The following is a 21790-nucleotide window of genomic DNA, read 5'->3' on the forward strand; positions in this document are numbered from 1 at the left end:
TCATGCCTCATTATTACTCAAAAAAAAAAAAGCCAAAGCGATTGCTTTAGCTGTATTTCATATTACATATACGATTGTAAAACGGTCCAGGCCTCTTCTTTTCCCAAACCTGTTTCTGATGAGAATTTAATGAGATGGTCACCTGGTTCAAGCTCCAGTGTCTCGCGAACCACCTTCAGATGTTTATCCCATTTTCCTTTTGGAATTTTATCTGCCTTTGTCGCAATGACGACAACTGGTATTTCATAATGCTTTGCAAAATCATACATGAGCACATCATCATTTGTTGGTGGGTGACGTAAATCAACAATGAGAACAACCGCTTTAAGTGGTTCACGGGTTGTTAAATAGGTCTCAATCATTTTCCCCCATGCTTCTCTTTCTTTTTTAGACACCTTTGCATACCCATAGCCTGGAACATCAACAAAATACAATAATTCATTTATTAGAAAAAAGTTTAAGGTTTGTGTTTTACCAGGCTTTGATGATGTACGAGCCAATGCTTTTCGATTGATCATTTTATTAATAAATGATGATTTTCCAACATTTGAACGTCCTGCTAGTGCAAATTCAGGTAAATCTCCCTCGGGATATTGTTCCGGTCTGACTGCACTAATTACGATATCTGCACTTGTTACTTTCATTTTTTCTCCTCTACTAACGCATGTTTTAAGACTTCATCTAAATGGGAAACCGGAACAAATTCCACATCTTCTCTTACACTCTCTGGAATATCTTCTAGATCCTTTTCGTTTTCCTTTGGAAATAAAATTTTCGTCAATCCAGCACGATGGGCACTAAGTGATTTTTCCTTCAAACCGCCAATTGGAAGAACACGTCCTCTTAACGTAATTTCGCCCGTCATTCCTACTTCCTTACGAACTGCCCTTCCAGTTAAAGCCGAGATAAGGGCAGTTGCAATGGTAATACCAGCAGACGGTCCATCCTTAGGCACAGCACCTTCTGGAACGTGGATATGGATATCATTTTTTTCATTAAAATCCGGATCAATTTTTAATTCTTCAGCTTTAGAACGAATATAACTAAATGCCGCTTGAGCAGATTCCTTCATCACATCTCCAAGCTTACCAGTTAGCACAAGCTTTCCTTTACCCGGTGCTAAAGATACCTCGATTGAAAGTGTGTCCCCACCGAAAACTGTATAGGCAAGCCCAGTCGCTACACCCACTTGATCCTCAATTTCTGCTTGACCATAGCGGAATACTTGTTTCCCTAAAAAGTCAACGACATTCTTGTCCGTGATAACAACACGTTTCTTTTCACCGGAAACAATAATTTTAGCAACCTTACGACAGATTTTTGCAATTTGACGTTCAAGCCCACGAACACCCGCTTCTCTCGTGTAATAGCGGATGATGTTTAACAGGGCATCTTCTCGCATTTGCAATTTCCCTTTTGTTAATCCATGCTCTGTAAGCTGCTTAGGTAATAAATGATCTTTAGCAATGTGGACCTTTTCAAGCTCCGTATAACCAGCGATTGTGATAATTTCCATACGATCTCGAAGCGGTCCAGGAATTGTCGCTAAATTATTTGCCGTCGCAATAAACATAACCTTTGATAAATCATAAGGCTCTTCAATAAAATGATCACTAAAATTAAAGTTTTGTTCAGGATCCAATACTTCAAGCATAGCTGATGATGGATCTCCTCTAAAATCATTCGACATTTTATCAATTTCATCTAATAAAAAGACTGGATTGATTGTACCGGCCTTTTTCATCCCTTGAATTATTCGGCCCGGCATTGCACCGACATAGGTTCTACGATGTCCACGGATTTCAGATTCATCACGAACACCACCAAGCGAAATTCGTACGAAATTTCGGCCAAGAGATTTTGCCACCGATCTAGCTAATGATGTTTTCCCGACCCCAGGAGGTCCAGCTAAACATAAAATTGGTCCCTTTAAGGAATTGGTTAACTGTTGGACAGCTAAATATTCAAGAACTCTTTCTTTCACCTTTTCAAGTCCAAAATGGTCCTTCTCAAGAATTTCTTCCGCTCGATGAATATCTAGACGATCTTCCGTCGCATTTGTCCATGGCAAAGCTAAAAGCCATTCTATATAATTTCGAATTACTGCACTTTCCGCAGAAGTTTGGGGAATTTTTTCGTAGCGATCAAGTTCCTTTAATGCTACTTCCTTTACATGGTCAGGCATACCTACTGCTTCAATTTTTTCTCTAAGAGAGGATACTTCACCCGTTTTCCCTTCTTTGTCCCCTAGTTCCTTTTGAATTGCCTTCATTTGCTCACGAAGGTAATATTCTTTTTGAGTTCTTTCCATTGAACGCTTGACACGTTGCCCAATCTTCTTTTCGAGACTTAAGACTTCTTTTTCATTATTAATGATCGTAATCACTTTATTCATTCTTTCACGCACATCAAGCGTTTCAAGAATATCTTGTTTCTCCTGAAGTTTAAGAGGAATATGAGAAGCAATGATATCTGCCATTCTTCCTGGTTCTTCAATGTCAGTTACAGAAGTGTATGTTTCAGTTGAGATTTTCTTTGAAAGCTTTATGTATTGTTCGAAATACTCTAGCATCATGCGCATGAGTGCTTCTGTTTCAACATCCTTTGTTTCGTCTTCTTCAAATGTTTTAACTCTCACTGAATAATAGCTATCATTGTCATAGATTTCTTTTATTTCAGCACGGTAAAGTCCTTCAACTAATACACGTATTGTGCCATTTGGGAGCTTAAGCATTTGCTTTACTTGTGTTAATGTTCCTATGTTATAAATATCATCCTTAGTTGGATCGTCAATTGACACATCTTTTTGGGTAGTTAAAAAAATGATATGGTCTTCTACCATTGCTTTCTCCAATGCTTGCACTGATTTGTCACGGCCAACATCTAAATGCAAAACCATTGTGGGATAGACAAGCAATCCGCGAAGTGGTAAAAGAGGAACAATGATTTCTTTTTTTCTTGTCATTGCTAACACCTCAAAATTGAATAAATATAGTTCTTAAATGTAAATTTTATCTTATTTAAAAGCTAGTGTCTATTTTAGTGGTTTTTTCTTTTACAAAATAGAAATATAAAAGACTTCGACGCTCCTTTTTAGTATGTCGAAGTCTTTCTATTTTAAACTGATTTGGTATTAGACTGATTCTGACTTTGAATAATTTGTTGATGCAGGGATGATTGATTGCTTTTGCCGTTCAGGTGTTTCAATTGCAATTTCAAACACCTCTTCAAGATTTGTAACCGGAATAATCTCAATCCCTTCAATGTCCTTTAAGATGGATTGCATATTCTCTTCTGGGATGATGACCTTCTTAGCGCCAGCTTGTTTTGCTGCCTTTATCTTCGGCACAACGCCACCAATCGGTTTTACATTCCCATGAATGCTAATTTCCCCAGTCATAGCAACCTTATGATCTACTGGGAACTTATGTATCGCGGAATAAATTCCTGTAGCCATCGCAATACCTGCAGATGGACCATCGATTGGAATTCCACCTGGGAAGTTAACATGAATATCATAATCGTGCGCTGGCACACCCATCGAACGAAGGACTGTAATTACATTTTCAATCGAACCTTTTGCCATACTTTTTCTTCGAACTGATTTTCCGCGGTCTCCAATACTTTCTTCTTCCACAATACCCGTTATGTTAATTGTTCCTTTATCTTTAGCGGGAATCACAGTTACCTCAATTTCTAACAAGGCACCCGTATTTGGTCCATAAACCGCTAAACCATTTACAAGTCCAACTCGCGCACTTGGATAAATCTTTTTTTCATAACGTGGGGTTAACTGGCTGGAATGAAGTACCCATTCAATATCTTCATCCTTTATAAAATTACGATCCTCGGAAATCGCAATACCCGCTGCGATTTGAACCATGTTGACGACTTCACGTCCATTTCGTGCATAGGATGCAAGTGTAGCAATCCCTTTCTCCGTTGCTTGCATACTCACTTTTTCAAGCGCTTTTCTTGTTACAACAGCTAATTCATCCTGATCCAATTCACGGAAAAACACCTCTAGACAGCGCGACCGAATGGCAGGTGGGAGTTCATTTGGTGTCCTTGTTGTTGCACCAATCATCCGGAAATCAGCTGGCAATCCATTTTTAAAAATATCATGAATATGTGTGGGGATTTGGGTATTTTCCTCACTGTAATAAGCACTTTCAAGAAATACCTTTCGATCCTCAAGCACCTTAAGCATTTTATTCATTTGAATCGGATGAAGCTCTCCAATTTCATCGATAAATAATACGCCGCCATGTGCATGTGTTACAGCACCTGGCTTTGGCTGTGGAATACCGGCTTGCCCCATTGCACCTGCACCTTGATAAATCGGGTCATGAACAGAACCAATTAAAGGATCAGCGATTCCACGTTCATCAAATCTTGCAGTTGTTGCATCCAATTCTACAAAAACAGCTGACTGCTTAAATGGGGACTTTGGATTTCGTTTTGCTTCCTCCATTACTAGTCGAGCAGCGGCTGTTTTCCCTACTCCAGGTGGTCCATAAATGATGACATGCTGAGGATTTGGCCCACATAGAGCGGCCTTTAATGACTTAATGCCATCCTCTTGGCCAACGATATCTGAAAAACTAGTTGGTCTTACTCGCTCAGCTAGAGGCTCTGTTAAGGAAATGGATCTCATTTTCCGAAGCTGCTCCATTTCTTTTCTAGACTCTTTATCTATAGATACCTTTTGAGTTCGTTGGTTTTTAAGGAGATTCCAAAAATAAAGCCCGATAATCACTCCAAAAAATAGCTGTACGAACAAAACTATACCTGTCCAACTCATATTATTCCTCCTGCTCGCAAAGATAGACTACTATCAGCTATTATCTCCTGAGTAAAGGTGGAATAAACCAGTTTTGAAGGATTTTTGAACGGACCTTTTGATTAATTGAAGTAATTGAGGGGGTTAGGAATGTTCGTAGGTTGGTACAATCGACGTTACAATAAATTTCATAAAAAAATCCCGAGGTAGGTTACCTCGGAATTTTTACATTAAGCAGAGATTTCTGTATTTTCAACTACTGTTCCATCATCCAATAGAAGCTTTGGAGTTGTATTTTTTGAAACTGTTTCTGCTGTAATAATACATTTTTTAATATCGTCTCTTGATGGTAGATCAAACATCACATCAAGCATGATTCCTTCAATAATGGAACGTAAACCACGTGCTCCTGTTTTACGTTCAATTGCTTTTTTCGCAATTTCTTTAAGGGCATCTTCTTCAAAATCTAGTTCAACTTCATCTAACTCAAGCATTTTTTGATATTGCTTCACTAGGGCATTTTTAGGCTTTGTTAAAATTTCAACCAATGCATCCTCGTCAAGTGGCTCGAGGCTTGCAATCACTGGAAGACGACCAATAAATTCAGGAATTAATCCAAATTTTAATAAATCTTCTGGTAAAGATCTTGAAAGTAATGATTTTTGGTCTAAATCTTCTTCCACAACGTTAGAACCAAACCCAATTACTTTTTTACCAAGACGACGCTTAATGATTTGTTCAATTCCATCAAATGCTCCACCACAAATAAACAAGATATTTGTCGTATCGATTTGAATAAATTCTTGGTGCGGATGCTTTCTTCCACCTTGTGGAGGTACACTTGCCACTGTTCCTTCAAGAATTTTTAAAAGGGCTTGCTGAACACCTTCACCAGAAACATCCCTTGTAATCGATGGGTTTTCCGATTTACGTGCTACCTTATCAATTTCGTCGATATAGATAATGCCTTTTTCTGCTTTTTCTACATCATAATCAGCAGCTTGGATGAGCTTTAAAAGAATGTTTTCTACATCTTCACCAACATATCCAGCTTCTGTTAAAGAAGTAGCATCTGCAATCGCAAATGGCACATTTAAAATACGAGCTAATGTTTGAGCAAGTAATGTTTTACCACTACCAGTTGGACCAATCATACAAATATTACTCTTTGACAATTCAACATCATCAATTTTGCTGTTTGAATTGATACGTTTATAGTGATTATACACAGCAACCGCTAAGGATTTCTTTGCTGAGTCTTGACCAATCACATATTCATCTAAAATTTCTCTAATTTCTTTTGGTTTCGGTACGTCTTTGAATTCAACTTCTTCTTCAGTACCTAATTCCTCTTCCACGATTTCAGTACATAGTTCGATACATTCATCGCATATATAAACACCAGGTCCTGCAACTAACTTACGGACCTGATCTTGTGTTTTACCACAAAAAGAACACTTAAGTTGCCCTTTTTCATCGTTAAATTTAAACATTATGTCACCCCTTATTAGTTTCTTCTCTCTACAATAAGCCAAAATTCTTTCGGTATCGATTTGCTTCGGATCCCTTCGTCCTCGCATCTCGTACACCTTTATCTTTAAAAAGTCTGGCTTGAACTTAGGCCCCATACCATCAGTTCGATAATTCTAATTCGTTATGTATTGCACATTGTACCATATTTCTTCTTCAAATAGGTAATAAATAACTCTCATGCATATTATGTAAGTATGTTTGGGTTGGAAAACGCCTAGTGAAACGTGTGAACTTTGCCCTCCTTTTAAGTGTTCCCAGATTCGTTAGAATAAAACTACTACCAACAGCCTATTGTATGTACTACTTCCATATTTTGGGTATAAAACAAGGCACGATCATATCGCGCCTTGATATTCCCTTATTTAATATTATGCAACACTTTTGCTATTTTCTACAAGAAAATCGATTGCTTTTCTTATTTTTAAATCTTCTTTAACTCCATCGATGCCACCAAGCATTTGCTTAAGTTGGTCAGCAGATACTCCGTACATAGTAGACATATTTTCAAGCTCTGCATTAATTTCTTCTTCAGAAACTTCGATGTTTTCAGCTTTTGCAATTGCTTCTAAAGTTAAGTTAACACGTACGCGCTTGCCAGCATCTTCTTTCATTTGTTCACGTAATGCATTTTCGTCTTGGCCTGAGAATTGGAAGTAAAGGTCAAGATTCATACCTTGCATTTGTAGACGTTGTTCGAATTCACGAAGCATACGATCTAATTCAGTGTTAATCATTGCCTCTGGAATATCGATTTCTGCATTTTCAGATGCTTTTTCGATTAATGTGTCTTTAAGGCTATTTTCAGCATCTTGTTTCTTAGTTTCTTCTAAACGAGTTCTTGTTTTCGCTTTTAACTCATCTAATGTTTCCACTTCATCGTCAACATCTTTTGCAAACTCATCATCTAATTCAGGAAGTTCTTTTCCTTTGATTTCATGAACCTTTACTTTAAATGTAGCTGGCTTTCCTGCTAGATTTTCAGCATGGTACTCTTCAGGGAATGTAACTTCAACGTCTTTTTCAGCTCCAGCAGCAACTCCAACTAATTGCTCTTCGAAACCTGGGATGAATGAACCAGAACCAATTTCTAATGAATAGTTCTCAGCTTTTCCACCTTCGAACGCTTCTCCATCAACGAAACCTTCGAAATCAAGTACTACAGTGTCACCATTTTCAACAGTACCTTCTTCTTTTACAACAAGTTCTGCATTGCGCTCTTGTAATTGCTTGATTTCTGCATCTACTTCTTCGTCAGTTACTGTATCATCAAGTTTTTCCACTTCTAGACCTTTATAGTCGCCAAGTTTAACTTCTGGTTTAACTGTAACTTTTGCAGTGAAAATAAGGTTTTTACCTTTTTCGATTTGCTCAACGTCAACTTCTGGACGGTCAACTGGCTCAATTCCAGTTTCTTTGATTGCATTTTCATATGCATCTGGAAGAATGATATCTAATGCATCTTGGTATAATGATTCAACACCAAAACGCTTTTCAAACATTCCACGAGGCATTTTTCCCTTACGGAATCCAGGTACGTTCACTTGCTTAACTACCTTTTTAAATGCATCGTCAAGTCCTTTGTTAAATGTTTCAGCGTCAACTTCTACAGTTAAGACACCTTGGTTTCCTTCTAATTTTTCCCACTTTGCAGACATAATTCTTTCCCTCCAACTATCTATTTACTAACTATTTTTTCCGATATGTAAATTGGGTTAACTATTACCATATGTCGGTAAACTAGCATTTTACAACCATTACATTATAACACAGAATGGTCACCTTTCAACATATAGAAAATGATTATATTGTTAGAAAGTTTACCCAACTATGCTACATTATAAAATTTCGAGATTCTTTTATTTATTCAATATAAGAAAATCGTTCTACCTTTTCTAGCTTGTCTAAGGTTTGTTTTAGTTCAAAAAGATTTACTCCATAGATTTGCTCAAGTGTTTGATTCTCAATCTCCATTCCATGTAATTCTGCACTATATAAATGTAAAGTAGCTGCATATTTTGAAGGTTCCTCTTCCTCCAATGTGAATGGATAGAGTACAAAAAGATGTCTTAGCCAAATTTCTTTTGCCATTTCGTAAAGGGTAGGATTCTCATTTTCCAATTGTTCTTCTAAAATGGAAAGAACCCGAATGGTGAATGGAGACATCGATGGATCAACAAGGTTTTTAGGGTTTACCTTTGTTGTTTCACCGAATTTCTCTACCTCTACCTCAAGATCCACCTGATTTGTAACAAGCAACTGCATGATGATGGTTTTTACAATTGGATGGTTCTCAGGTATCACAAGAAATGGAATGAGCAAATCGAGGTATTTTCTTATATTTAGTTCCTTCAAAGATTGAATAGTGGCAATTTGTTTTCCGACTATTCCTTCATTATATAGGACGTTTTGAAGCTCCTCCTCCACATCCTTGTTCACGTATTCAGCTTCTTTTTCCACCCCATCTGCAACAAGCATTCGTTTACTTAGCTCGAGTAACTGAGTTAAATGGTCCAAATACTCAGGTGGAACTGCATCTTCGTCAAGCACCGCCTCAATCGTTGATTTGACTTCATCATATTGTCCAAGCTGGATCAAGATTGTTACATAAATTTGAAGGACGTGAAAATAATCCCCGACATCCTCTTTTAACATCATTAAACAACTGTCTTTTGCCTGCTCCAATTCTCCCAATTCAAAAAGACAAATGACAATGCCTAGTTCAATTTCGTGGTTACCTTTTTCAAGCTCTTTTGCCTGTTCCAATAATGCTAGAGCCTCGTTAAATTTTTTACTCGATAAAGCTTCAAGTCCTTTTTCCATCAGTCTTTCTTTTAGCTTAGGAAAAGGAATAATTTTTTCTTGTTTTTTATCTTTGTTTTGCTTATCCATAGAGTTATTCCAACCCCAAATTCGTTTTTTTCTTGAGTTATAAGTTTAACAATGAAAAAAGGAGAAAACAATAGGGTGGCTTGCTAGATTCCAAAAATATAGACAAAGCCGAAAATGGCTTTGTCTACAATTTTAGTTGGCTGTTTTAAGTTCGTGTTCCTTAATTTGCTGCTCGTAGGAAAGTGTTTTATCAATTTCATCCCAACCATTGATCAACATTTCCTTCCAATAGGAATCAATTGTAAACTCTGTTTTGAAGCCTTTTGAATCGACAATGGTTTGTTCTTCTAAAGAAATTGTACATTCAAAATTAGCATCATTGGCTTCTTTTAATAGATACTCGATTACACTTTTTTCTAGAACAATTGGAAGCATTCCGTTCTTTAAGCAGTTATTATAAAAAATATCTGCAAAAGAAGGAGCTAGTATAGCTTTAAATCCATAGTCTTGTAATGCCCATGGCGCATGCTCACGTGAAGAACCACACCCAAAGTTTTCGTTTACTACAAGAATGGATGCACCTTCGTTTTCTTTTCGGTTTAATTCAAAATGGGGATTTGGACTACCATCTGCTTCAAAGCGCCAATCGAAAAAGGCATATTTTCCAAACCCTGTTCTTTCAATACTCTTTAAAAATTGCTTTGGAATGATTTGATCTGTATCGACATTGTTTCGATCCATTCCAGCAACTTTACCTGTATGTGTGATAAATGGTTCCATGTTTATGCCTCCTCTCCAGTTGCTACTTTTTGAAGTTTACGTACATCTACAAATCTTCCATAAATCGCTGCTGCTGCCGCCATTGCTGGACTTACCAAGTGTGTCCGGGCACCCTTACCTTGTCGTCCTTCAAAGTTACGATTCGATGTAGAAGCACATCTTTCACCTGCTGGTACTACGTCAGGGTTCATACTTAAGCACATGCTACATCCCGCATCGCGCCATTCAAAGCCAGCTTCACGAAATACATCTGCAAGACCTTCTTTTTCTGCTTGGCGTTTTACTTGTTGTGAGCCTGGAACGACTAAAGCACGCACTTTAGGAGATACTTTTTGTCCACGTATAATGTCTGCAGCTTCACGTAAATCGCCAATTCGCGAATTCGTACACGAACCAATAAATACATGCTGAATTTCAATTTCGCTAATTGGAGTTCCTGGAGCTAGTTCCATATATTCATAAGCACGCTCTGCAGATTTTCTGTCAACGTCCCTTTTAAAATCCTCAGGGAATGGAACTGTGTCATCAATTGTTACACTCATTGATGGGTTTGTACCCCATGTAACAGTTGGTAAAATTTCATCCGCATGAATTTCTAGAACAGTATCGAAAACAGCACCTTCGTCAGTTGCAAGTTGCTTCCATCTCTCAACGGCCGCGTCGAATTCAGCACCATCTGGGCTATGTTTTCTTCCTTTTAGGTATGAGAATGTCGTTTCATCTGGGCTAATTAACCCAGCTTTTGCTCCGCCTTCGATGGACATATTACAAATGGTCATTCTTTCTTCCATGGACATCTTTCGAATCGCTTCACCCGTATATTCAATTACATGTCCCGTTCCAAAATCAATCCCAAATTTGCGGATAATCGATAAAATAACATCCTTAGCATAAACACCTGGTGATAGATTTCCTACAACATTTACTTGCATGGTTTTAGGTTTTTGTTGCCATAAAGTTTGAGTTGCAAGAACATGTTCAACCTCACTTGTCCCAATACCAAACGCTAAAGCTCCAAATGCACCATGTGTAGATGTATGACTATCCCCACATACAATCGTTTTACCAGGTTGTGTTAATCCAAGTTCAGGTCCAATTACGTGGACAATCCCTTGTTCAGGGCTGTAAAGGTCTGCTAGAGGAACATTGAATTCCTTACAGTTTTTTTCTAACGCACTCATTTGTTTTGCGGCAATTTCATCCTTTGTTTGGAAACGATCGCTTGTTGTAGGTACGTTATGGTCCATTGTTGCAAATGTTAAATCAGGTCTTCTCACTTTTCTATTCTTCAAACGTAATCCTTCAAAGGCTTGCGGAGAAGTTACTTCATGGACAAGATGTAGGTCAATATATAGAAGACTTGGCTTCCCCTCTTCGTGATTGATTACGTGTTGATCCCAGATTTTTTCAATAATTGTTTTCGGTGCCATTCGTATCTTCCTCCTCCTTTTTCTCTTATTTGAAAAGACAAGCTCGGTATATACCGAGCTATCTAGTGGGTCATGCTATGCAATTCTAAAAAGAAAGCTTATGCATAAGCAGACATAATATTAGAAATCGCCCCGTCTTCAACTAAGGCCTCTTTAATTTTTTCCACCATTTCAGTTGTTGACATTGCTCTTTGTTGAGAATCAGCAATATCTGCAGTCCGGTAACCAGCCGCTAACACTTCATCTACCGCTTTTTCTACAGCTCTCGCTTCTTCTTCTAATCCAAAGGATAAGCGTAAAAGCATTGCTGCTGATAAAATGGTTGCGATTGGATTGGCAATATCCTTCCCAGCTATATCTGGTGCAGAACCGTGGATTGGTTCAAATAGACTTGGTCCATCTGTTGATAAGCTCGCTGAAGGTAGCATTCCAAGCGATCCTGTTAGCATTGACGCTTCATCACTTAAAATATCCCCAAACATATTCTCAGTGACGATGACATCAAATTGTCTTGGATTTCGAATTAGTTGCATCGCTGCGTTATCCACAAGCATATGCTCTAGCGTTACTTCTGGATAATCAACAGCTACCTCTTCCGCAACCTCACGCCACATTCTGCTAGATTCTAATACATTTGCTTTGTCAACAGAAGTTACTTTCTTCTTTCTTGACATTGCCATTTCAAATGCTTTTTCAATAATACGTTTCATTTCAGAACGCTTGTAGGATAGAGTGTCAACAGCAGCTTCTTCTCCATCCTCTATTCTTCTTCCGCTTGGCTTTCCAAAATAAAGTCCACCAGTAAGCTCCCTTACAATCACAAAGTCAGCATTTACGATGACTTCTTGCTTAAGAGGAGACGCATCTAGCAAGCTATTAAAACAAGTTACAGGTCTTACATTGGCATATAAATTCAACGCTTTTCGAATTTGTAATAAACCCTTTTCAGGACGTAAATGTGGAGGGTTTTTATCCCACTTCGGACCTCCAACTGCCCCTAGTAATACCGCATCACTTTGTTTACATACTTCCAGTGTTTCTGCTGGTAGAGGAGTGCCTTCAGTGTCTATAGCCACACCACCTATTAAAGCGTGTTGAAATGTAAACTCATGATTGTATTGGTCAGCAATAGCCTTCAACACTTCGATTGCCCCTTTAGTCACTTCTTTCCCTACGCCATCACCACGAAGTACGGCAATACTTTTCTTCATTCTGACTCCTCCTCTTTATTTCCTTTACACACTGAAAATAGTAATTAATACTTATACTCCTACTTTTTCAAGTAATTTCTTATTCTTTTCAACAGCTAGTAATCTATTAACTGCATTTACATACGCTCGAGCAGAAGCTTCTAGCACGTCTTGTGCAGAACCTCTACCACTGCTTTCTGTATTATTATGTCTTACTTTTACGAAGACTTCAGCTAGTGCATCACGTCCTGCACCAACAGACTGGATTCGGTAATCATCTAAAGTAATAGAAATACCGAAGCAACGCTCAAGTGTGTTATACAGTGCTTCAACACTTCCTGATCCTGTTGCAGCCTCTTGAATTTGATTACCTTCGCGATCTGTTAAGGTAATTGTTGCGGTAGGGATTTGGTTTGTACCGTATTGTACTTGCAACGAAGTTAATTGATACATATCTTCTACATTAGCTACTTTTTCATCTACTAATAATGTCACCAAATCATCATCCGTGATTTCTTTCTTTTTATCCGCTAAATCTTTAAATAACTTAAATACGCGATTAATTTCCCCGTCATCTAATGAATACCCTAATTCAACAATACGATTGCGGAATGCGTGTCTACCAGAATGCTTCCCAAGTACCATTGAATTCGATTTAACTCCGACTAATTCTGGTGTGATAATTTCATACGTTGTTTTTTCCTTAAGCACACCGTCTTGGTGGATACCTGATTCATGTGCAAAAGCATTTTTACCGATTACCGCTTTGTTTGATGGAACAATCATACCCGTTAATTTACTAACCAAATCACTTGTACGTTTGATTTCATCCAACTTTAAACGTGTGTTTGCTTGATAGAAATCTTGGCGAATATGCAAAGCAACGGCTACTTCTTCAAGTGCTGCATTACCTGCTCTTTCACCAATACCATTAATTGTTCCTTCTACCTGTAAAGCGCCATGCTCAACAGCTGATAATGAATTGGAAACTGCCATTCCAAGATCATCATGACAGTGAGTAGAAAGGATGACCTTATCAATATTCGGCACGTTATTTATGACATAAGTAAACATTTTTCCATATTCTTCGGGTGCGCCATAACCTACTGTATCCGGTAGATTAATAACATTTGCACCTGCGTCGATCACTTCTTTAATGATTTTTGCTAAGAAGTCTAACTCCGTTCGACTCGCATCCTCTGCAGACCACTGGATGATTGGAAAGAATTTAGATGCATACTTTACACTATCTACTGCCGACTGAATAACCTGTTCTTTAGTCTGTCTAAGCTTATATTTTCTATGAATTGGGGATGTAGCAATAAAGGTATGGAGACGTGGCTCCGCTCCACCCTTTAAAGCTTCCCAAGCAGCATCGATATCGCCTTGTACTGCTCTTGCTAATCCCGTTACAGAAACATTTTTGATGGTTTCAGCAATTTGTTTAACTGACTGAAAATCACCTTCAGAGGCAGCTGGAAATCCGGCCTCCATGACATCCACATTGAGTCGTTCCAGCTGCTTTGCAATTTCAAGTTTTTCGTGTAAGTTTAAGTTTACTCCAGCAGACTGTTCTCCATCTCTTAATGTAGTGTCAAAAATATTAATTTTCCGCACGGGCACCCACCACTTCTTTCTGTTGTCTTTGCTTCACGAATGGCATCATTGCACGAAGCTTCTTACCAACAACTTCGATTTGATGTTCTGCTTCAATTTTGTTAATTGCATTGAACTCTGGACGATTTGCTTGGTTTTCGAGGATCCAGCCTTTAGCAAATTTACCTGTTTGGATATCTTTTAATACTTCTTTCATTTCTGCTTTTACACTGTCAGTAACAATACGTGGTCCAGTTACGAAATCTCCCCACTGAGCAGTATCAGAGATTGAATATCTCATTCCAGCTAAACCTTCTTCGTACATTAAATCAACGATAAGTTTTAGTTCATGTAAACACTCAAAGTATGCAACTTCTGGCTGGTATCCAGCTTCTACTAATGTTTCGAATCCTGCTTTAACTAATGCAGAAGTACCACCACATAAAACTGCCTGTTCACCGAATAGATCTGTTTCAGTTTCTTCTTTGAATGTAGTTTCTAGAACACCCGCTCTAGCTGCTCCAATACCTTTTGCATATGCCAGTGCCACTTCTTTTGCATTTCCAGTTACGTCCTGCTCAATCGCAATTAACGCTGGAACTCCTGCACCTTCAGTATACGTACGACGCACTAGATGTCCTGGTCCTTTTGGTGCTACTAGGAATACATCTACAAAGCTTGGAGGAACGATTTGACTAAAGTGGATGTTAAAACCATGTGCGAATACTAATGCATTTCCTGGCTTTAATCCTGGCTCAATTTCTTCTTTATAAACCTTTGGTTGATTTTCATCAGGAAGTAAAACCATTACAACATCTGCTTGCTCAGCCGCTTCACGAACTGAATATACAGGTAGACCATCATTTTTCGCTTGCTCAAAAGACTTTCCTTGACGAAGACCAACAATTACATCAACGCCACTTTCGCGTAAGTTAAGTGCATGTGCATGCCCTTGTGAACCATAACCAATGATTGCAACCTTCTTATTTTGTAAAGCAAACTCATTAACATCTCCGTTATAATATACCTTTGTCATTTTGAAATCTCTCCCTTATTAGAATTAAATTATATATGGTATTGTGATTAAACCCTTAAGTTGATGTTCAAAAAGTCCGGTGAAAATGACACTTCGAATTTCTTCGTTGGCTTGTTTTTCTGGTCCTCGGAAAAGAAAACCACTTTTCCTTCGTGCGATGCCAATTCTTAGAAGCAATCCTTCTGCTCACGTATTAACTACATACGCTCCGCTCCTCAAAACTGCGCCGCCTTGAACTTTCGACGCACATGATGTGCTAGTGTCGACAATGCCACAGGACGTGGCGTTTTTGTCGACGTGGTCCTTTTCATCCTCCTTTTGAACACATATTTAAACGATAGAAAAATTCTTTGAATTTGAAGCTGTCTTTTGGTTTCCTCTTGTGAAAGCAGTTGTGCCAGTACGGGCAACTTCTTTGATACCGTATGGCTTTAAGAGGTCAATTAACGCTTCTACTTTTTCTGATTCGCCTGTCACTTGAATAACAAGGCTTTCCTTACTTACATCAATAATAGATGCTCGGAATGGATCTATTAAGCTATAAATCTCATTTCTATTGGATGGACTGGATGATACTTTAATAAGAGCTAACTCTCTTGCGACAATCGCTTGATTTGTAATATCCATGACCTTAATAACATCAATTTGCTTATTTAGCTGTTTTGTAATTTGTTCAACTACAGTTTCCTCATCAAGATGAATGACAAATGTCATCCTTGAGAGCCCCTCAGTTTCAGAATGGCCAACTGTGATGCTTTCAATGTTGTAATGACGCTTTGTTAACAGGCCGGTGATTCGATTAAGTACACCTGCACGGTTATTTACTAATAATGTAATAATTCTTTTCACAGCTTAACACCTACCATTTCATGATGACCCTTTCCTGGTGCAACCATTGGGTATACATTTTCGAAAGGCGTCACACTAAAGTCCATTAGAACAGGTCCCTCATATTCAAGTGCTTCTTTCAACACTTGCTCTGCTTCTTGTTCACTGTTCGCTTTTAATCCCTTGATTCCGTATGCATCAGCTAGTTTCATAAAATCCGGCTGGTTATGAAGTAAGGAATGGGAGTATCTTTCTTTATAGAAAATCTGCTGCCATTGTCTTACCATTCCTAACGCTTTATTGTTAAGGATGATAATTTTAATTGGTAGTTTTAACTCATGAATGACTGAAAGCTCTTGTGACGTCATCTGGAAACCACCATCTCCAAGAATCGCAACAACTGTTGATGATTTATCAGCTAGCTGTGCACCAATACTTGATGGTAAACCGAAGCCCATTGTTCCGAGCCCACCTGAGGTTACCCAACGATTTGGCTTTGTAAAATGGTAGTACTGAGCTGCCCACATTTGATGCTGACCAACGTCAGTTGTTACAATCGCTTCGCCCTTTGTATATTTATAGATAAGTTCAATTAATTTTTGTGGCTTTAATTCTTCTTCTGATGATTTATAAACAAGTGGATATTCGGCTTTCCATCCAGCTAGTTTTTCTCTCCATTCTAGTGAGTCTCCAGGTTTACCATTTTGGTGAACTAGGCTCTTGAGAACTTCTTTTGCATCCCCCACAACAGGAATTTTGGTAGGTACATTTTTCCCTATTTCAGCAGGGTCAATATCGATGTGTGCAACGGTTGCGTTTGGTGCAAAATGCTCTAAGTTTCCAGTAACCCGGTCATCGAATCTTGCTCCAATACTGATTAAAAGGTCACATTCGTGTAAAGCCATATTCGCTGTATATGTTCCGTGCATTCCAGCCATTCCAAGATAGAGTGAATGATCTGCAGGGAAACCACCTAAACCTAAAAGTGTATGGGTTAAAGGGATATTTTGTTGTTCAACATATTCTCTTAACTCGTTTGCTGCTTTTGCAAAAATCACCCCAGCACCTGCAAGAATAACTGGTTTTTTTGCTTGGCTTACTGCTTCAACTAGCTTACGAATTTGTAAGTGATTCGGCTGAATGGTCGGTTGATAACCTGGTAAGTGAATTTCTTGTTCATAATCAAAATCCGCTTCCTTTGTTGTCATATCTTTCGGAATATCAATTAATACAGGTCCTGGTCTTCCAGATGTAGCGATATAAAATGCTTCTTTAATAATCTTTGGTAGGTCTTTCACATCCCTAACCTGATAACTATGTTTTGTAATTGGCATTGTGATTCCAAGTATATCTGCTTCTTGGAAAGCATCAGATCCAATTACTGTTGAAGCAACCTGACCTGTAAATACAACAAGTGGAATTGAGTCAATCATTGCATCTGCTAATCCAGTTACTATATTTGTAGCCCCCGGTCCAGAAGTAGCAATAACGACACCTGGTTTTCCTGAAATTCTCGCATACCCTTCAGCTGCATGTATTCCACCTTGTTCATGTCTAGTTAGGACATGAAAAATACCTGAATCATATAAACTATCATAAATATTTAGTACAGCACCGCCAGGATATCCAAAAATGACTTCTACGTTTTCCCTTTTTAATGCTTCAATTAGCATTTGGGAACCGTTCATTTTTGTAGAAGCTTTGGTTTGTTCTTCCACTTTTGCATTTACGCCCATTTTTTCTTACATCCCTTCCTTATAATAAATAATTGGTTTTTAATCAAATACGCCTTGGCGTATTTGCGCCCGATTTTTAGGCCCACAGGAAGTGGGTCATAAAGACGTTGCCACAGGAAGTGGCGCTTTTAGTCTTTGATCATACTGCTCGAATTGTTTCCTTTGAAAAATCTTGGCATCCGCCGGAGGCTATTTTCTTTAATGATTCGGGGTTTGACCTCCGACTTATTAAAGAAAAAAATAAAATGCCAATCCACCCACTAGACCAATTTTCTTGGTCGAAGGGGTGAAAAGGCATTTATCACTTTCCACGGTACCACCCTTGTTCGCGATCTAAAAAATGATCGCCTCAGGAACAACTTTGTTGTTCATTTTGATAACGGGTGAGCTGTTACCAAACACCCGGTTAGCCCTACTAAAAAAATTCAAGCTAACACTCAGAGGTGAGTTCATCTTAACGGGATAACACCGGGTTCCACCATTGCCGGCTCTCTGTCGATATCGTAACGTTAGATTACTTATCCTCTTCAACGTTTATGAATATTAGGAATTTTCATTCTGCATCTTTTAAAGTTCTATGCGCTCGTTAAGTCTTTAATGCCTAAAAACTTAAACGCTTTACACTGCTGAAAACTAAGGTTTAAAAAATAATCCAAATCCACGAACTTTCATCTTTTAAAAATGATGAAGTACTTATGTTAGGACTGTCATATGCTGTTAATTCACGAAATAAACAATAGTCTATTTTGTGAAAATATTTAATATTAGAGCTTATATTACTCTCATTTTTTATAAGAGTCAACACCATTTTAGAGAATTGTTAGATTATTTTGATTTGCAACATAATCTGTATCCGCTTACAACTTTGATGCGACGCCATTTCTGAATTAAAAGAATTTCTTGAAAAATTTGTGAACGAAAACTGAGCTTTTAATGGAAGTATATGGTTGGATATATTAGGTGAGGATCTAACAAATTTTGAGAGAAATAAAAAAACACTTCAATTTCATTTTTATGAAAAGAAGTGTTTGTGATTGAGTATGTAATATGGCAATGTTGCATTTTGGGTCGCCCTATGGAAGTTGACGATATTCATTTACAAAATGTACATTCTCCACCTGTTTATTCTTCGGAGTCTTTACTCTCAATGTTAGCGATTTCTTGCATACTTTTGGATCAAAATAATAACATTCATCAGTGTTGGGGCAGTATACACAGTAAATGTCTATTTCTTTTTTATTTGTTTCTTTAGTCACAACTCCCTTACTGTTGCAATAAGTCGAGCGGAACCTGACTTCCAGTACACCACTCCGATTCAACCCCCTATACTTAACCTGGACTCTCTTGAATTCTTGATTTTTATAAATTACCAAATCAAAAGCGGCATGTTCTGTATGAGGTATTAAAATCATATAACCCTTTTCGTACAAATCAACCTGAGCCTTAAAAACTCCTAAATCTCCTTTTAGCTTAGTATGATGTTCCATGGTTATCCCCCCAATAGAGAATGAAATTTTTAATCATCCAAAACTCGAAACAGAACATATATTCCCTTCTTTTGTAATTTTAGCTTAATTTATTTTATAAAGCTATACAAAAAACCTCTTATAACGAAATTTAACATTTCGATATAAGAGGTTATAATTAGCTACTCACTTATTATGTAATATGGCGTCCCAGGAGAGATTCGAACTCCCGACCGACGGCTTAGCTTACCACTATGACTTTCGCCACCAACGATTGTTGTTTGTAGTCTGGACTATATCTTCACCATTTCAGGTGCGACACGTGTAGTCTCTACGGAACCTCACAATAATCATGATTGATTATTCTTTGGAGTTTCTACCATCATTACATGATCATTCGAATCCCCTCAGTCTTTTATCAAGACGTAAGTTTCCTCGGTATTACCATCAGCTTAAAACTGTTAAGGCTTCACCGATATAGTGTCGTCCACTCTATAAGTTATTGTTTCCCTATAGAGGCTCCTATTCTTGAAGGCCGTTGCTCTATCCTGCTGAGCTACTGGGACATATTATATTTTTTAGTCGTTAACTTATTAGCGACATTTTTTATTATAGCCAGATAGGAATCAGATGTCAATAACTTTTTAAGAAAAATTTACTAAAGGGAGTAGAAAGTACTCCCTTTGCTATTGTATCATAAATTTACCTTCGTCGATAACTCCTCAACTATATTTCCTTCACTATCGTAAAAAACAACATTTGCTTGTTTTTCAACAATCTCTAAAATTACATATGTTTTTTCCCTGCGCATTCTTGGCAAACGAAAACTACCTGGATTAATAAACAAAATACCGTCAATTATTTCTGCACCCGCTATATGGGAATGTCCAAAACAAGCTATGGATGCACCTACTTCTTGTGCACGATATGTAAGATTCATTAACGTCATCTTCACATTGTACAAATGACCATGTGTAAGATAGACCTTTACCCCATTCAATAGAACAACCATATCATTGGGGAAGTTCGAGTCAAAGTCACAATTTCCTCTTACAACTGAAAATCCACTCATTTCCTCTGATTTTGAAGAAAGCTCAGAATCCCCAAGATGGAGCATAAATTCCACTTCATCTTTGTGACGATCCTTTATGTCTAATAATTCCTCAGTCAGCCCATGACTATCGCTTATAATTAGCACTTTCATCTTTGAAACTCCTCACGTTCTCTTAAAAGCTCGTCAAGCTGACGAAGTGCATTACCACGATGACTGATTTGATTTTTCTCATCTTTTGATAGTTCAGCCATGGTTTTCCCTTTTTCCGGTACAAAAAAGATTGGATCATAACCAAACCCATTTTCTCCAACTGGCTTTTCTGTAATAACACCTTCACAAATTCCCTCAACAATCTTCGTTTGTTCCCCTGGTATAGTTAGAGCTAATGCACAGTGAAACCTAGCCGTTCTTTTGTCTTCTGGAACTCCTTTTAACTCATCTAACACTTTATTAAGGTTATCAAGATCATTTTTATGCTCACCCGCATATCTTGCAGAATATACCCCTGGCCTGCCATCAAGATAGTCGATTGAAAGACCGGAATCATCTGCTATAACAGGTATGTGAAGTTTTTTTGCAATGGCTTCCGCCTTTATTTGTGCATTTGCAGCAAAGGTTTCACCAGTCTCCTCAATATCCTCAATATATGGATAATCAAGTAAGGACTTCACCTCCACACCTTGACTTGCAAATAAGTCCCTAAATTCTTTAACCTTCCCTCTATTTTTAGTAGCAATCATGATTTCTTTCACTTTATGAATCCTTCTTTCCAATGAAATTTGCTAAATCACCTAGTGCATTTTTCTGAGCGTCTATCAACTCATGTATCCCTTTTTCGGCAAGTTCTAATAATGTTTGTAGTTGTTGACGGGAAAAAGTAGATTCTTCTCCTGTTCCTTGAAGCTCTACAAATTGACCCCCACCTGTCATTACAACATTCATATCTACATTCGCAGTTGAATCTTCTATGTAATTTAAATCAAGGATTTCTCCTTTTTCGGGGTCTATTCCTACCGAGATGGCTGCCAAAAAATCAGTGATTGGAAAGGTATTCATCTTTTTACTTTGATAAATTTTATGTACAGCAAGAACCATTGCGATAAAAGCCCCAGTAATCGATGCCGTTCTTGTACCCCCATCCGCTTGGATGACATCACAATCTATCCAAATTGTTTTTTCACCGAGCTGTTCCAAATTAACAACAGATCTAAGAGCTCTTCCAATTAGACGTTGGATTTCCATCGTTCTCCCTGAAATTTTCCCCTTGCTCGATTCCCTGATATTTCTCTGTTCAGTAGCCCTCGGAAGCATGGAATATTCAGCTGTGATCCATCCTTTACCAGACCCTCTCATAAACGGTGGCACCCTGTCATCAATGCTCGCATTACAAATGACCTTTGTATCACCGACTGTTATTAAAACAGATCCTTCTGGATGTTTTATATAGTTCATATCAAACCGAATCGGTCTTAGCTGATTATGTAATCGTCCATCAACCCTCAAAAATAAAACCTCCTGTCTTTCACTAA

At 38.0% G+C, this 21790-nt stretch carries 17 protein-coding genes and 1 other annotated feature; all 17 genes read right to left on the reverse strand.

Annotated elements, in window-relative coordinates:
• Window positions 1–62: 62 nt before the first annotated feature.
• A complete protein-coding gene (gene yihA / locus DZB84_RS07615; protein WP_116351667.1) occupies window positions 63–644 on the reverse strand; it encodes a ribosome biogenesis GTP-binding protein YihA/YsxC in 582 nt (193 codons plus the stop codon).
• Window positions 641–2965 carry an endopeptidase La gene (gene lon, locus DZB84_RS07620; protein WP_116351668.1) on the reverse strand — a complete coding sequence of 775 codons (2325 nt, stop codon included), beginning with the start codon at window positions 2963–2965 and terminating at the stop codon, window positions 641–643. The genes yihA and lon overlap by 4 nt, the downstream gene beginning before the upstream one ends.
• A 168-nt stretch (window positions 2966–3133) precedes the next feature.
• Window positions 3134–4804, reverse strand: a complete 1671-nt coding sequence (gene lonB, locus DZB84_RS07625) for an ATP-dependent protease LonB (protein WP_116351669.1) — start codon at window positions 4802–4804, stop codon at window positions 3134–3136.
• A gap of 209 nt (window positions 4805–5013) precedes the next feature.
• Window positions 5014–6276, reverse strand: coding sequence for an ATP-dependent protease ATP-binding subunit ClpX (clpX, locus tag DZB84_RS07630; RefSeq protein ID WP_116351670.1), 1263 nt, complete (start codon window positions 6274–6276; stop codon window positions 5014–5016).
• A gap of 408 nt (window positions 6277–6684) precedes the next feature.
• Window positions 6685–7971 carry a trigger factor gene (tig, locus tag DZB84_RS07635; RefSeq protein WP_116351671.1) on the reverse strand — a complete coding sequence of 429 codons (1287 nt, stop codon included), beginning with the start codon at window positions 7969–7971 and terminating at the stop codon, window positions 6685–6687.
• Window positions 7972–8176: 205 nt separating this feature from the next.
• Window positions 8177–9205 (reverse strand): tetratricopeptide repeat protein, encoded by a 1029-nt coding sequence (locus DZB84_RS07640; RefSeq protein ID WP_116351672.1) that lies wholly within the window; start codon window positions 9203–9205, stop codon window positions 8177–8179.
• 132 nt (window positions 9206–9337) lie between these two features.
• Window positions 9338–9925, reverse strand: coding sequence for a 3-isopropylmalate dehydratase small subunit (gene leuD, locus DZB84_RS07645; protein WP_116351673.1), 588 nt, complete (start codon window positions 9923–9925; stop codon window positions 9338–9340).
• A 2-nt stretch (window positions 9926–9927) separates the two neighbouring features.
• Complete coding sequence (gene leuC, locus DZB84_RS07650) at window positions 9928–11355, reverse strand: 3-isopropylmalate dehydratase large subunit (protein WP_116351674.1); 1428 nt, start codon at window positions 11353–11355, stop codon at window positions 9928–9930.
• Between the two features lie 98 nt (window positions 11356–11453).
• Window positions 11454–12566: a 3-isopropylmalate dehydrogenase gene (gene leuB, locus DZB84_RS07655; RefSeq protein ID WP_116351675.1), complete on the reverse strand. Its 1113-nt coding sequence runs from the start codon at window positions 12564–12566 to the stop codon at window positions 11454–11456.
• Window positions 12567–12617: 51 nt separating this feature from the next.
• Window positions 12618–14162 (reverse strand): 2-isopropylmalate synthase, encoded by a 1545-nt coding sequence (locus tag DZB84_RS07660; protein WP_116351676.1) that lies wholly within the window; start codon window positions 14160–14162, stop codon window positions 12618–12620.
• Complete coding sequence (gene ilvC / locus DZB84_RS07665; protein ID WP_116351677.1) at window positions 14149–15177, reverse strand: ketol-acid reductoisomerase; 1029 nt, start codon at window positions 15175–15177, stop codon at window positions 14149–14151. The genes DZB84_RS07660 and ilvC overlap by 14 nt, the downstream gene beginning before the upstream one ends.
• Window positions 15178–15507: 330 nt before the next feature.
• Complete coding sequence (gene ilvN, locus DZB84_RS07670) at window positions 15508–16026, reverse strand: acetolactate synthase small subunit (RefSeq protein WP_116351678.1); 519 nt, start codon at window positions 16024–16026, stop codon at window positions 15508–15510.
• A complete protein-coding gene (gene ilvB, locus DZB84_RS07675; RefSeq protein WP_116351679.1) occupies window positions 16023–17741 on the reverse strand; it encodes an acetolactate synthase large subunit in 1719 nt (572 codons plus the stop codon). Before ilvB ends, ilvN begins: the two co-directional genes overlap by 4 nt.
• Window positions 17742–18020: 279 nt before the next feature.
• Window positions 18021–18281 (reverse strand) — a binding site (T-box leader).
• A gap of 533 nt (window positions 18282–18814) precedes the next feature.
• The gene (locus DZB84_RS07685) at window positions 18815–19228 is read right to left on the reverse strand and encodes a group I intron-associated PD-(D/E)XK endonuclease (RefSeq protein ID WP_116351681.1); all 414 of its coding nucleotides are present in this window, start codon (window positions 19226–19228) and stop codon (window positions 18815–18817) included.
• 673 nt (window positions 19229–19901) lie between these two features.
• On the reverse strand, window positions 19902–20411 hold the full coding sequence (locus DZB84_RS07690) for a metallophosphoesterase family protein (RefSeq protein WP_116351682.1): 510 nt from the start codon (window positions 20409–20411) through the stop codon (window positions 19902–19904).
• Window positions 20408–21013, reverse strand: coding sequence for an XTP/dITP diphosphatase (locus tag DZB84_RS07695; RefSeq protein ID WP_116351683.1), 606 nt, complete (start codon window positions 21011–21013; stop codon window positions 20408–20410). The genes DZB84_RS07690 and DZB84_RS07695 overlap by 4 nt, the downstream gene beginning before the upstream one ends.
• 1 nt (window position 21014) lies before the next feature.
• Window positions 21015–21764: a ribonuclease PH gene (gene rph / locus DZB84_RS07700; protein ID WP_116351684.1), complete on the reverse strand. Its 750-nt coding sequence runs from the start codon at window positions 21762–21764 to the stop codon at window positions 21015–21017.
• Window positions 21765–21790: the final 26 nt, after the last annotated feature.

This window comes from Bacillus sp. HNG (assembly GCF_003400205.1).
In the GTDB taxonomy this organism is placed as follows: Bacteria; Bacillota; Bacilli; order Bacillales; family Bacillaceae_L; genus Ferdinandcohnia.

Bases quoted from the DNA above. Each gene is read 5' to 3' on its own strand.
- yihA (WP_116351667.1), bottom strand. From the start codon at position 644: ATGAAAGTAACAAGTGCAGATATCGTAATTAGTGCAGTCAGACCGGAA.
- DZB84_RS07685 (WP_116351681.1), bottom strand. From the start codon at position 19,228: ATGGAACATCATACTAAGCTAAAAGGAGATTTAGGAGTTTTTAAGGCT.
- leuD (WP_116351673.1), bottom strand. From the start codon at position 9,925: ATGGAACCATTTATCACACATACAGGTAAAGTTGCTGGAATGGATCGA.
- tig (WP_116351671.1), bottom strand. From the start codon at position 7,971: ATGTCTGCAAAGTGGGAAAAATTAGAAGGAAACCAAGGTGTCTTAACT.
- lon (WP_116351668.1), bottom strand. From the start codon at position 2,965: ATGACAAGAAAAAAAGAAATCATTGTTCCTCTTTTACCACTTCGCGGA.
- ilvC (WP_116351677.1), bottom strand. From the start codon at position 15,177: ATGACAAAGGTATATTATAACGGAGATGTTAATGAGTTTGCTTTACAA.
- ilvB (WP_116351679.1), bottom strand. From the start codon at position 17,741: ATGGGCGTAAATGCAAAAGTGGAAGAACAAACCAAAGCTTCTACAAAA.
- leuC (WP_116351674.1), bottom strand. From the start codon at position 11,355: ATGGCACCGAAAACAATTATTGAAAAAATCTGGGATCAACACGTAATC.
- DZB84_RS07640 (WP_116351672.1), bottom strand. From the start codon at position 9,205: ATGGATAAGCAAAACAAAGATAAAAAACAAGAAAAAATTATTCCTTTT.
- DZB84_RS07690 (WP_116351682.1), bottom strand. From the start codon at position 20,411: ATGAAAGTGCTAATTATAAGCGATAGTCATGGGCTGACTGAGGAATTA.
- clpX (WP_116351670.1), bottom strand. From the start codon at position 6,276: ATGTTTAAATTTAACGATGAAAAAGGGCAACTTAAGTGTTCTTTTTGT.
- leuB (WP_116351675.1), bottom strand. From the start codon at position 12,566: ATGAAGAAAAGTATTGCCGTACTTCGTGGTGATGGCGTAGGGAAAGAA.
- lonB (WP_116351669.1), bottom strand. From the start codon at position 4,804: ATGAGTTGGACAGGTATAGTTTTGTTCGTACAGCTATTTTTTGGAGTG.